Below are 13,141 nucleotides of genomic sequence, written 5' to 3'. Positions count from 1 at the left end.
CAACAGACGAAAGGAAAAATGCTCCTCTATACCTCAGTGTAGTTTAGACCTTTTTTTGCAAGGTCCTCTTTCCATTCTTCTTGCATGTTTCTCTTCACTAGATCCTCAGATAATAAGTCAGCCATTAAGCATACTTTTTGATAATCATCTTTTGCTTTTTCTAGGTCATCTTCTATAAATAAAGCAACTTTCCAATTTAATGCATAAACAAAAATATTATCCTGAAAATCATGTCTCTTTGTCATAATATCATTTAAGGCTTTAACAATGTCTGGCAATCTGTCGTATATCCCATAATGGGCTAACACACCTGCAGCTGAGATAAGAGTGTTTTGTAGCATTTCCAATTCTGATAAGGGGAAATAATCTATCGCAAGTAAGATTTTCTCTACTAAGTGTATAAATTCATCTTGATCAAAGGCTCCCAAAGCCAAAGAAAGCAAGCGCAATTTGATAATCTCCACATCGTTGAGACTTAACTCTTTTTTCTTCATGGCTTGCTCTAGATACTCATCTAATAAACCTTGATCAAAAGAAGGATTTTTGGATCCAATCATATCAACCGTAGCTTGGGCGACCTGGACAGACAGTTTTTCTTCCTCTGGCAAGTTATCAAAATAATTTTCATAAATGTCCTCAATAATTTCTTCATGCCGATGAAGACGATCTTGATCTCCATAATGGTATAAAGTCCGTAATTGATACTTCAGGTTCAGATATTCTGCTGGCAATTCTAAACTCGTTTGATTCGTTAGCTTGTCTAGGGAAACACCTAGTTGTTCAGCAATATACTTTGCTGTTGCAATCGTTGGTAAAGACTGACCCTTTTCAATTCTCTGGAGTTGGCGTGTCGTTAATACATCCTCAATGCCACAGAGTGCTTGTCTACTTAATCCCTTACTTTCACGTAGAGTTTGTACTTTTTTTCCTAATTCTATTTTAAAATCCATCATACAAGCTCCTTTTCTTCTGGTTTTATTATAACACATATTAAAGTTGAACGTTTTTTAACATTTTCCAGCACTAAATGAAAAATCGGAAATGAAGAACTCCATCAGAAACATCTGCATCTGATGAAGTTCCACACTTCCGAAAATAAAACTGCCAACTACTGAAACGAACGAGTCCTATCATACTTGGACAATAGAATCCTCAACCATCCTCAAAAACTTACTCTTCAAATCCATTCTGCTGGCTCAACTCACGGAACCAATGGCCCGATTTTTTCAGGCGTCTTTCTTGAGTGGCTAGGTCTAATTCGACAAGGCCGTAGCGGTTCTTATAACCATTGAGCCAAGACCAGCAGTCGATAAAGGTCCACATGAGGTAGCCCTTACAGTTGGCGCCTTCTTGAACAGCCCGATGCAACTCACGCAGGTGATCTTTGACGAAGTCAATCCGGTAGTCATCTTGGATTTCCCCATTTTGACGGAATTTTTCTTCCCCTTCAACTCCCATTCCATTCTCTGTTAGAAGCCACTCGATGTTGCCATAATTTCCTTTGATATTTTGCGCGATGTCATATAAGCCTTGCTCATAGATTTCCCAGCCTCTGTGTGGGTTGATCTTTCTGCCTGGCATGACATAGGGTTCGTAGAATTGCTCAACCAGCATCGGGGACTCTGGGTTTGGCGCATAACGAGGCGCAGAGACCCGCATTGGTTGGTAATAGTTGACCCCTAAGAAGTCAACTGTATGTTCTTTTATCAGCCCTAAGTCACTTGGATCTACTTCTGGCAAGAGATCGCGCTCTCGCAGAATCTCTACCAACTCTGATGGGTAAGTCCCAAGCACAGACGGATCAAGAAAAGACTTGGCTTGGAAGAGCTCAGCGATTCGTGCTGCCTTGACATCTGCTGGATGTTGGCTCCGCGGATAGGCTGGCGTCAAGTTCAACACTACTCCGATTCGATAGTTTGGATCCACCTCGTGGCAGGCCTTGACAACAAGGCTGCTTGCCAACTGGGTATGGTAGGCTACTTTGACTGCTGCAGCGGCGTCAACCTTATGTGGGTAATGGGCATCATAAAAATAACCAAACTCTACAGGAACAATAGGCTCATTAAAGGTAATCCACTGATCGACCAAGTCCCCATAGGTTTCAAAGCAGAAGCGAGCGTAGTCGCGATAGGCATAGACCGTCTCCTTGTTCTCCCAACCATCTCCTTGTTCTTGCAAGGCAAAAGGAAGGTCAAAGTGATAAAGATTGACCATCAAATGAATGCCTTTGGATTTGATAAGTTCAAATACTTGGCGGTAAAAGGCCACTCCTACTGGATTGACTTCTCCACGACCCTCGGGGAAAATCCGAGACCATTGGATAGAAGTCCGAAAAGCGGTATGCCCAGTCTCGACTAGAAGCTCAATGTCTTCTTCCCAATTTTCATAAAAGGTCGAAGTTAAACCGGGTCCTTCTTGGAAACGAAAGCGATGAGGCTCTACTTGATACCAGTAGTCCCATAGGTTGTCCCCCTTGCCATCTCCGGCAAAACGCCCTTCTGTCTGTGGACCAGATGTCGATGTTCCCCATAAAAAATCTTTTGGAAACTTAATCATGTGTTTATCCTCTCTCATTGTCTTTCTCTCTATTATACTCCCTTTCAGCGCTCTTCCTAGAGACTATTTTCAGTCATTTTTACGCAGATTATAGAAAAAACACGCTAGCTATCAGAAGACCCGATTTCTAACGTGTTTTGTTTCCATTATAATTGATTGACGACATAATCAAAGAGAGCCTTGTCTCCCTTGCTTATCTGGTAACGCAGTTCTGGATGCCACTGAACCCCTAGAAAGGCTGTCCCGTGGGATGATTGAACCGCTTCGATAATCTGATCATCCGGACTAAGAGCAATCACTTCTAGGTGAGGGGCTAAATCCTTAATCCCTTGATGGTGGTAGGAATTGATCTGACCAACTTCTCCGAACAAGTCTCGCAAAACGCTCCCCTCAACGGTTTCGATTGAATGACTGGCTTCGCTGGCAGGATTTTCCTGCCAGTGGTTGTCGATATCTTGGTAAAGCGTCCCACCCATGGCGACATTGTAAAGTTGCATACCTCGACAAACCGTAAAGATGGGCTTCTTAGCAGCTAGCGCTTCCTTGATCAAGGCCAATTCAAAAAGGTCGCGCTCAAGCAAGTAATCGTCACTGACAATCTCCTTCTCTGCTCCATAAAACTGAGGAGAGACATGCTGACCACCTGTGAGAATCAACTTATCAATCAAGGAAATATAGTGCCCAGCCGATGCAGGGTCTCCAATCGGAAGGATCAGAGGGATTCCCCCTGCTTCTTGAACCCCCTGGACAAAGCCTGTCGGTGTATAACTGAGGTACATTCCCTCTTCTTCACGGAAAGGGCGTTGGTTGCCTGTAATCCCAATCACTGGTTTCTTCATCGCTCGTTCTCCAATCTCTTCATAGCTAATATAGTTCCTTATTTTATCACACTCCGAAGGTGACTTTCAACTTTTTTCATGATTTTTCAAATAAGGAGAAGTTTTCTAGAATTTTTACGAATAGTACAGGTGAAGAAACAATTTTCTTTAAAGAAAGGAGAAGATAGATGAACACAATTACTATTCATTCTGATGACATCCTATCAGATCATGAACTAGCCTCTATTCAAGGTGGATTTATCCCAGCTGTAATTGCAGGGGTAGCTACATGGAAAATTGCTACAGTTGCTGTCGGTAGTGTAGGACTCGTTTTTGCTGCAGGAGCAGACCTAGGATATCTGGCTAACCGTCCATAGGTAAGAACGATGAAAAAAAGACGCATATTCCATATCATCACGATATCTACTTTACTTTTGTCTAGGATCTTTTTAGCAGTTCTACAAATCCTACACGACCTTCATTATCTCACACTCCCTTTTGAAACTTACGGAGTAAGTGACTTACTTTCTTGGATTCTTGTTATTTGGATCCTAAGCATAGCATATAGAGAAATTAGAAAGGAGAAAAACAATGAATAACTTACAACTTTTAACAACTGAAGAATTGGAAAACACCCGGGGCGGTATTGGCCTAGCTGAAATCGTTGCTATTTCAGGAGTTGCAAACTTTTTCGTTTCCGTCTTTAATGCCGGTTATAAATTTGGGGCTGACTTGGCCCGACGTCATTAATATAGAAAAGAGAGTGGGACAGAAATCGGTAATTCGTTAGAATTCGATTTCGTCGTCCCACCTCCGCACAGTTGAGTAGGGCTGTAAAAGCTGATGAAATCAGCGTAGTAGAGGCCACTCAACCACTGCGTCTTGCTCGACAATCCAAAGACAATTGAGAGGCTAGGACTTTTGTCCCAGCCTCTTTTTTATTGATCACATATGATTTCTTTTATTTTCATGTCGATCATAGATTTAGAAAGGCTTAGCTCCTACATAAGAAGCTAAGCTCAGTTGCTCTTGCTTCACATCTCTGACTAAACAGTCATTGACGACTCCTCTTTTTATGATTGGCAATAGACTGAAATGGCTTTTGCAACAAACTCTGCCGTACCGGGTCCACCTGCCTGATCGATAAACGTTGTAAAGCGATTATCTTCTGTGTACATCTGCCCTAATCCCGCAAGAATTGTTTGGTCGCACGGATAAAAGTGCTCACTAATATAATCCTGCAAGACCTTGACTTGATCCTGAGCTTCTTGCGTACTCGCCTCTCCATGCCGCAACGCTCCAAAAGCTTGCATAATTTCCATCATTTCCTTTGTAACTGCTGGAAAAGCAGTTTCGCCCTTGGCCTCAAAAGCCTGGTAAGCCTCTGTCTGCCCCCATCTAGAGTGGGCTTCCTGCTGGAAGTCCTCCAAGGCTTTTTGATCGAATGCTTCAAATGACATTTCTTCTTCCTCCATTTGTAAGGCTTTGGCATGGGAAATGATCGCATCTAGGCGGGACTTTTTCAACTCCAAGAGCTGAATCTGGTCCTTCAATGCCTGAGCTTTATCATATCCATCCTGACTTACAAGTTCCTTAATTTGTTTTAGAGGGAAGTCCAACTCACGGTAGAGCAAAATTTCCTGCAAACGGATGATCGCATCGCGATTATAATAACGATAGCCGTTTTCAGCAACCATTGACGGCTTCAGCAAATCAATCTCATCATAATAATGAAGGGTGCGCACACTGACCCCGGACAACTGGCTGACTTCTTTTACAGATTTCATTGGAACTCCTCTCTGATAAACAGTATAAGCTATGACGTGACGTGAGAGTCAAGGGAGAAAATCAACTTTTTTCAAGAAATATCTAAAAAGTCTTCAAGGGAACACCTTGAAGAACTTTTTAACTTTATTTCGTTACGATATTTACAAGCTTGTTAGGTACACTAATCACTTTCACGATGTCCTTGCCATCGATCTCGGCCTTAACTTTTTCGTCAGCCAGAGCCACTTCTTGCAATTCTTCGCGTGACAGATCTTTGGCGACCATGAGTTTGGCACGGACTTTACCTTTGATTTGAACGACGATTTCGATTTCGTCTTCAACCAATTTGCTTTCGTCCCATGTTGGCCAAGCCACGTAAGAGATGGACTCACCTGTTGCTGCAACAGTTTGCCAGAGTTCCTCTGCCAAATGAGGCGCAAATGGGGCGATCAACTGGATAAAGCCTTTGGCATAATCCACATAGAGCTTGTCTTCCTTGTTAGCCGCGTTGACAAAGACCATGAGTTGGGCAATGGCTGTATTGAATTTCATCGACTCGATTTGCTCTGTAACAGCCTTAACGGTCTCGTTATAGACCTTATCAAGAGCACCATTGTTTTCCGAAACGATTTCTTTCGTTGTGATCAAACGGTACACACGATCGAGGAACTTACGGCTTCCTTCCAGACCTTCTTCAGACCAAGCGATCGAAGCATCGAGTGGTCCCATGAACATTTCATAGACACGAAGGGTATCAGCACCGTATTGTTCCACCACATCGTCTGGGTTCACCACGTTCTTGAGGGATTTCGACATCTTGGCTGGTGCTTGCTCCAACTCTTCCCCTGTTTCCACATGGAAGAAGGAACCGTCACGTTTTTCAACCTTATCAGTCGCCACAAGAGCCCCACGATGGTCACGGTAGCTAGTTCCCAAGATCATTCCTTGGTTAAAGAGTTTTTGGAATGGTTCTTTAGTTGGTACAACACCGATATCATAAAGGAATTTATGCCAGAAACGAGCGTAAAGCAAGTGAAGCACGGCATGCTCTGCACCACCCACGTAGATATCGACTGGCAACCATTGTTTGAGGAGGTCCTCATCAGCCAATTTTTCTGTGTTGTGTGGGTCGATATAGCGGAGGTAGTACCAGCTTGAACCAGCCCATTGTGGCATGGTGTTGGTCTCACGACGACCTTTGACGCCATCTTCACGAGTCACTTCCAGCCAGTCGGTCAAGTTAGCCAATGGGCTTTCACCAGTACCTGAAGGGCGGATGTCCTTAGTAACTGGCAAGACAAGTGGCAAATCACTTTCTGGAACGGCTGTTGAAGTCCCATCTTCCCAATGAATGATTGGGATTGGTTCACCCCAGTAACGTTGACGGCTAAAGAGCCAGTCACGGAGACGGTAGGTCACCTTTTCTTGACCACAGCCTTTTTCTTCCAACCAAGCCACAATCTTGGCAATAGCATCTTCTTTGTTCAGTCCATCAAGGAAGTCTGAATTAACGTGAAGTCCATCTTCAGTATAGGCAGCTTCTGCTACATTTCCACCTTCCAGCACTTCTACGATTGGAAGACCAAACTGGTTAGCAAATTCCCAGTCACGCTGGTCGTGGGCAGGTACGGCCATAACGGCACCTGTTCCATAGCTAGAAAGAACATAGTCGGCAATCCAGATTGGAATTTCTTTGCCGTTTACAGGGTTGATAGCATAAGCACCAGTCCAAACCCCTGTTTTTTCCTTAGCAAGGTCAGTACGAGCTAAGTCTGATTTAAGGCTAGCTTGGTGTTTGTAGTCAGCCACAGCTTGAGACTGCTCTGGGCTTGTAATAGCGTCAACCAAGTCATGCTCAGGAGCTAAGACAGTGAAGGTCGCACCAAAAAGGGTATCAGGACGAGTGGTAAAGACGGTGAATTCCTTGTCTGTTCCTTTGACTTTAAAGGTGACATTGGCACCAGTTGATTTCCCAATCCAGTTACGTTGCATGTCCTTGATAGACTCTGGCCAATCTAGGTCATCCAAATCGTTGAGCAAGCGCTCTGCATAGGCCGTGATTTTAAGCATCCATTGGCGCATTGGTTTGCGGACAACTGGATAGCCACCACGCTCAGATGTTCCATCTGGAAGAACTTCTTCGTTGGCGATAGCTGTTCCGAGTTCCTCCACCCAGTTTACGGGTACTTCGGCTTCATAGGCTAAGCCTTTTTCGTAAAGCTTGGTGAAAATCCACTGCGTCCACTTATAGTAGTTAGGATCTGTCGTATTGACTTCACGATCCCAGTCGTAAGAGAAACCAAGGGCATTGATTTGGCGTTTGAAGTTGGCAATGTTTTCTGCTGTGAATTCCGCTGGGTCATTCCCAGTATCCATGGCATATTGCTCTGCAGGCAAACCAAAAGCATCCCACCCCATTGGGTGAAGGACATTGTAACCTTGGGCACGTTTGAAACGGCTAAGGATATCTGTCGCTGTGTAGCCTTCTGGGTGTCCTACGTGAAGACCCGCTCCAGATGGGTAAGGAAACATGTCAAGCGCATAAAACTTCGGTTTTGAGGCATCTGTTCCTGTCTTAAAGGTGTGATGGTCAGCCCAGTGTTTCTGCCACTTAGGCTCGATTTCTTTATGATTGTAAAAACTCATGCTGTCTCTCCAATTTTCGTGATGCTCCTATTATACCATTTTTAGGGGATTTTTAAAGGTTCTATCCACCAAAAAGAGGCTGGGACAAAAGTCCTGGCCTCTCAATTGTCTTTGGATTGTCTAGCAAGACGCAGTGGTTGAGTAGACTCTACTAGGCTGATTTAATCAACTTTTACAGCCCTACTCAACTGTGCGGAGGTGGGACGACGAAATCGAATTCTATCGAATGAGCGATTTCTGTCCCACTCTCTTCCCTGTTCAGTATACAATCGCTCTTAAAGCTCCTAGTCCTCTACGTGACTTTCTAGTTCTTTTTGAGCTTTCTTATTGGATTCTTCTTTTTCTTTCTTCCATTGTTCACGCGCTTCATCGTACTCCTTGGTTTTCAAGACTTTGTCTTGCAATTCCAAGTACTTGTAGTTGAAGGTTTGACCCTTGTGTCCTGTCCAAGCAAAGGCAGCTGTGTATGGAACTGTCTTACGAACACCTGGAGAAGCTCCATCTGAATGAATTGGAATCAAGAGGGCACTATCAGTCAACCAAGCCTGAGCTTTAGCATATTTTTTATAGCGGTCGTTGACGTCTTTTGTTTCATTGTGCGCGTCTTCGATCAGTTGATCGTATTCATCAAAACCAGCTTCTTTAGCAGCTGCGTTATTCGTTCCCGCATCAAATCCAAAGTAGGAATTGGCATTTTCACCATTCTTAGAGCTTGTGATATCTAGGTAAGAAGATGGATCAGTATAGTCTGGTCCCCAACCTAAGTTGTTGTTCAAATCCCAGTCTTGTTGGGAAGCATTTTCAGCAAAGTAGGTCACTCGATTAAGATCGTCCTCAGATACCATGTTCAAGTCGATGACGACATTTTCTGCTCCTAGGGTAGATTCAATCGACTGTTTAAAGGATTGAGCTTGCTTGACTCCTTCTGTATAGGTTGATGAAACAGGGAGGTCCAAATGAATCGGGAACTCTACCCCTTGGCCTTGAAGGGCTTCTTTAGCCTTGGCAAACTCTTCCTTGGCCTTGGTTGGATTGTAAAGGGTATCTTTTCCATCTTCGACAGAAACACCTTTCCATTCATCACCATATTCTTCTAAGTTTTTCTCTACAGACTCACCGAAATCTTTGCCATCAATTTGAACAAAGTTTGGAGGAGTGAAGGTGTTGCGGATGACCTTGTCTGCAGATGCTTCCCCATTGGCTTGCGCTACATAGGCCTTGCGGTTGAAGGCAAACATAATGGCTTGACGGAAGTCTTTATTCAAAATTGCTTTCTTGGTTGAGCTCTTTTGAGCATCTGTCGTCTTCGTCGTAATCTCATAAGCTTGACGGTCAATGTTGAAAGACAAGTTATAAGTAGAGGATCCTTGGTCACTGAAGACAATGTCATCTTTGTGTTTCTTCTCTACACTCTTATAGTTAGAGCCATTTGGGAAGACACGGGCAAAGGTATAGTCTCCGTTATCAAATCCACGGATCAAAGATTCTGAATCTTGTCCATCATAATAGGTCAGCTTAACCTTAGAAATTTTTACATTATCCGCATCCCAATAGGTTGGGTTCTTTTCAAGCGTCACAACAGATTTAGAGGTGATAGCTTTGATCAAATAAGGACCACAATAAAGAATACTAGAAGGGTTCGTACCTTGACCGTAGTCATCTCCCTTAGAATCTAAGAATTCTTTATTGACTGGCATCAAAATGCCCATGGTGGTTTTTGAATTCCAGAAACTTTCTGGTTGGTTCAAGGTGTATTGAACAGTATAGTCATCGACAGCTTTGATACCAACTGTTGAGAAGTCTTTGGTTTTCCCTGAGACATAATCATCCAACCCTTTGATAGATTGTTGGACGAGATAGAGGGCCGAAGATTTCTTGTCCGCTGCGTGCTGAAGCCCCGTTACAAAGTCTTGGGCCTTAACTTCTCCGAATTCTTCCCCTTCAGCGGTCACCCATTTAACCCCTTTACGAAGTTTATAGGTATAGGTCAGACCATCTTTTGAAACAGTCCAATCCTTAGCAAGAGATGGGATTAAGTTGCCATATTTGTCAACTTCTAACAAACCATCCACAGCATTACCTGTAAATTCTGAAGTCGACCGTTTATTAGAAAGTGAATAATCCAAAGTATCCGGATCTTGCGTATATACATAACTAAAGACCTGGTTGTCCGAACTTGAAGATTTCCCTCCTTGTGAGCAGGCTACCAGTGCGCTTACAGACAAAAGCAGAGCGCCGGTGGCTAAGAGTAGCTTCCCTTTTTTCATATGGATCACCTCTGTATAAAATGTTATTCTTCATATTAAATTATAGCACTTTACGGAAAAATGTAAACGCTTAACTGTATAATATTTCAAAAGTTAGAAAAAATAGTTGTTTTGACTGCATGCAAAAAAGCAGTTTTGACTGCTTCTTTGATGATGGATAAAGGCCCCTGCCACTCCTTCCCCTTACTTAAATCCCACTGACCAGGAGGGATAAGAGGGTAAGGAAGCTATTCCAAGAGGCATGCTGAAGGATAGCCCAGTAAATCGATTTGGTATAACGCAAGACCGCACAAAATAGCAGGCCCGGTACCAAGTAGACGATAAAGCTTGGCAAATCCCAGCCATGCTGCCAGACATGCGAGAGGCTGAACAAGGAGGCCGAAACAAGCATATCCAGCTTATACTTCTGATAAGGTGCCAAAGCCGTCATGACCAAATCACGAAAAACTAGCTCTTCCACAATGGGAGCCAGCAAGCAGGCATAGACATAGCGTATCAACACCAAGGCCCAGCCTGACAAATCACTAGATATTTCTGCAAGGGCTATGGAATTCTTAGTGGGCGGAAATACCGCTGCAGAAAACATATCCCATAAAAAGTGAGCAAGAAAAACAAGCACAAACACCGCCAAATAGGAAGCTTTAAAGGTGAATTTCCCGTACAAGTCCCAGCGACGACTCTTTACCAAGAGTGTAACGGCTACCCCCCCAATCAATCCTATCAACAAGAGGAGCAAGCCATAATAAGAATCATCCGATAGGTGGCCCACTAAATCCGTTGGGAGTCCCACGTTAAAAAGCGCAAAATTGATGCAGAGAATTCCAATTGTCGCTAGTTGAAACAATCTGTCTGTCTTACTCATTGCATTTACCCTTTCATTTAATCCTTTCTACCGAGTTCCAATCTGCCTTAAGATCTAACTCTCAGAACACTTCATCCTAGAACTCTATCATGTCTTAAATACGAGCGAGCGGTGGTCGCTTCACAAATCCAGGACGTCCAATCTCAATCTTATCTGACTGACCTTGAACCACATTTGGGCGAGAACCTCCTCCTCCTACAATCTGTGCCAATTCTTTTTGACTACATTCTGTCATTTCATTTCCTCCAATTTGTATTTGTAACGCTACCTCCTGAGTCTATCAAAGATTGGAGCCTTTGCCTTTTCTTTTTTCTATATGGTTGCATTTTTCAGCTATGTGGGTGGAGAATCTCTTAATTCAGAAGTATACATCTCCAAATTAAACGAAAACGAACAACCATCAAAAAAACCATCGCCAACAGGCGATGGTTTCTGTATTTCTTTGATTAACCTAAGGACTTGACATAAGCATCTACTGCTACAATCGCTTGAGCAATATCAGATGCTTGTACCTTGAATGGCATTTGATGGATGGTTTCTCCTTCAATGGTTGCTTGTTGGCCAACCTTAAGAAGATCTTCGTAGCTTGCATTTTCAAGATGCATTTCTTTCAGAGTCGTTGGCATACCAATTTGTTGATAAAAACGAATATATTTGTTCAATTCTTCTTTTGGACGGTTTTCCAAGAACAATTGAACCAAGGTGCCATAGGCTACTTTTTCACCGTGTGTCAATTGGTGGATGTCCCCAGTGAGGGCAGTAAAACCATTATGGATGGCGTGAGCCGCTGCCAAGCCACCACTTTCAAACCCAATCCCACTGAGAAGGGTATTGGCTTCAATGATGTTTTCAAGAGCAGGCGTTACAACTTTGGCTTCACATGCCGCCATGGCTTGGAGACCATCAGCAAATAAGATTTCTTCACAACGTTGCGCAATCGCGACACCCGCTAGAGTTTGGTGTTTGCCTAGCATGGTTTTTCCGTTGGCTTGCATTACCGCACGCGCTTCGACCCAAGTCGCTAACCCATCTGCGATACCAGAAGCCAGCAAACGTTTTGGTGCTTGAGAGATCACTTTACTATCCACCAAGACCAATTCTGGATTTTTAGAATAGAAGATATAGCGAGCAAAGGCTCCTTCATCCGTGTAGATAACTGACAAGGCTGAGACTGGAGCATCTGTCGAGGCAATGGTCGGAGCAATGACAACTGGTGATTGTAAAAGATCTGCAATAGCTTTTGCACTGTCGATGGTCTTTCCTCCACCAAGTCCAATAACCAAATCACAGCCATTTTCTTCTGCCAGACTGACCACACGATTGATTTCATTATCAGAAGCTTCACCATTGAAGAACACTGGCAAGACTGTAAAGCCATACCGGAGGAGATACTTTTCAAAACGTTCTCCTACAATATCATAGACCACTGAATCACAGAGTAAAACGGGATGACTCCCCAGCTCTAAAATAGGTTTTGCATTTTCAAATAAAGCATTCTCACCTTGTATGTAACGAGATGGACTTGCAAAATTTCTCATACACTCCTCCTTTATCAAATTGTAGTCTTTTGATGAACGGCTGACCAATCTGCCTCGAAGTCATCTACTGCTTTTGCAATAGAAGGCATTCCAAAAGCTGCTTCAAAGACATCTGCCCCTGCCGTAATTGCTTGTGTTCCTTCTTTAAATGCTCTATTAACTTGAGCCACATTTTTAAAGGAAGCTGCTAGAATTTTGCTTGATGAATGATTACGCTCTATGGCACTCGCTAACTGAGAAATAACCTGAGCTGAATCAATGTTTAAGTTTTCCATACGATTGTAATAAGGTGCTAAATAGTCGGCTCCTGCTTCAATCGCTAACAGTCCTTGAAAAACAGTATAGATTGCTGTTGCAGTAATTTTGTAACCCTCTGCTTTTAACACTTTAATTGCAGCAAGTCCTTCAGGTGTAACTGGGACTTTAATATAGGTATTTTCATCGCATTGTTCGCGAATTTTAGCCGCATCTTTTAAAATTCCTTCATAATCTTTTGCGACAACTTGAACATGGATGGAAGGAGAACCTCCGATGATTTCCCGCACCTTATGGATACGATCAAAAAAATCAATGTCCCCTTCTTTTTTGGCAATTGTTGGGTTCGAAGTTACCCCAGCAAGGGGTAACACTCGCGCCCATTTTTTTATCTCATCTAAATTTAAAGTATCAAGCATAAATTCCATATAC

General features: G+C 43.2%; 12 protein-coding genes. 2 read left to right on the top strand and 10 right to left on the bottom strand.

Going from position 1 to position 13,141, the window contains the following annotated elements:
* Positions 1-26 precede the first annotated feature (26 nt).
* The 3 genes from N596_RS08535 to N596_RS08525 form a co-directional block, all read right to left on the bottom strand.
* Positions 27-953: a helix-turn-helix domain-containing protein gene (locus N596_RS08535; RefSeq protein ID WP_023027631.1), complete on the bottom strand. Its 927-nt coding sequence runs from the start codon at positions 951-953 to the stop codon at positions 27-29.
* Positions 954-1,170: 217 nt separating this feature from the next.
* The gene (locus N596_RS08530; RefSeq protein ID WP_042361449.1) at positions 1,171-2,556 is read right to left on the bottom strand and encodes a glycoside hydrolase family 1 protein; all 1,386 of its coding nucleotides are present in this window, start codon (positions 2,554-2,556) and stop codon (positions 1,171-1,173) included.
* 146 nt (positions 2,557-2,702) lie between these two features.
* The gene (locus N596_RS08525) at positions 2,703-3,395 is read right to left on the bottom strand and encodes a gamma-glutamyl-gamma-aminobutyrate hydrolase family protein (RefSeq protein ID WP_023027629.1); all 693 of its coding nucleotides are present in this window, start codon (positions 3,393-3,395) and stop codon (positions 2,703-2,705) included.
* A 167-nt stretch (positions 3,396-3,562) separates the two neighbouring features.
* On the opposite strand from N596_RS08525, the gene N596_RS08520 reads away from it, so the two are divergent.
* Together N596_RS08520 and N596_RS08510 are read left to right on the top strand one after the other, a co-directional pair.
* Entirely contained in the window at positions 3,563-3,751 is a 189-nt protein-coding gene (locus N596_RS08520; RefSeq protein WP_023027627.1) for a class IIb bacteriocin, lactobin A/cerein 7B family, read from the top strand.
* A 214-nt stretch (positions 3,752-3,965) separates the two neighbouring features.
* On the top strand, positions 3,966-4,124 hold the full coding sequence (locus tag N596_RS08510; protein ID WP_023027625.1) for a class IIb bacteriocin, lactobin A/cerein 7B family: 159 nt from the start codon (positions 3,966-3,968) through the stop codon (positions 4,122-4,124).
* 323 nt (positions 4,125-4,447) lie between these two features.
* On the opposite strand, the gene N596_RS08505 is transcribed toward N596_RS08510, so the two are convergent.
* From N596_RS08505 to N596_RS08480, 7 genes are all read right to left on the bottom strand, one after another.
* A complete protein-coding gene (locus N596_RS08505) occupies positions 4,448-5,161 on the bottom strand; it encodes a MerR family transcriptional regulator (protein ID WP_023027624.1) in 714 nt (237 codons plus the stop codon).
* A gap of 124 nt (positions 5,162-5,285) precedes the next feature.
* A complete protein-coding gene (leuS, locus tag N596_RS08500; protein WP_023027623.1) occupies positions 5,286-7,787 on the bottom strand; it encodes a leucine--tRNA ligase in 2,502 nt (833 codons plus the stop codon).
* A gap of 284 nt (positions 7,788-8,071) precedes the next feature.
* Positions 8,072-10,054: a peptide ABC transporter substrate-binding protein gene (locus N596_RS08495; protein ID WP_023027622.1), complete on the bottom strand. Its 1,983-nt coding sequence runs from the start codon at positions 10,052-10,054 to the stop codon at positions 8,072-8,074.
* Between the two features lie 187 nt (positions 10,055-10,241).
* Positions 10,242-10,916 carry a CPBP family intramembrane glutamic endopeptidase gene (locus N596_RS08490; RefSeq protein WP_006595055.1) on the bottom strand — a complete coding sequence of 225 codons (675 nt, stop codon included), beginning with the start codon at positions 10,914-10,916 and terminating at the stop codon, positions 10,242-10,244.
* Between the two features lie 94 nt (positions 10,917-11,010).
* Entirely contained in the window at positions 11,011-11,151 is a 141-nt protein-coding gene (locus N596_RS09805) for a bacteriocin (RefSeq protein ID WP_006595056.1), read from the bottom strand.
* 211 nt (positions 11,152-11,362) lie between these two features.
* Positions 11,363-12,454 carry a glycerol dehydrogenase gene (locus N596_RS08485; RefSeq protein ID WP_042361352.1) on the bottom strand — a complete coding sequence of 364 codons (1,092 nt, stop codon included), beginning with the start codon at positions 12,452-12,454 and terminating at the stop codon, positions 11,363-11,365.
* Positions 12,455-12,468: 14 nt separating this feature from the next.
* A complete protein-coding gene (locus N596_RS08480; RefSeq protein WP_023027620.1) occupies positions 12,469-13,137 on the bottom strand; it encodes a fructose-6-phosphate aldolase in 669 nt (222 codons plus the stop codon).
* Positions 13,138-13,141: the final 4 nt, after the last annotated feature.

Origin of the sequence: Streptococcus ilei (assembly GCF_000479335.1) — a bacterium.
Classification (GTDB): domain Bacteria; phylum Bacillota; class Bacilli; order Lactobacillales; family Streptococcaceae; genus Streptococcus; species Streptococcus ilei.
Note: the sequence above shows the minus strand (reverse complement) of the source record. Positions and strands in the feature narration are given on the sequence as shown.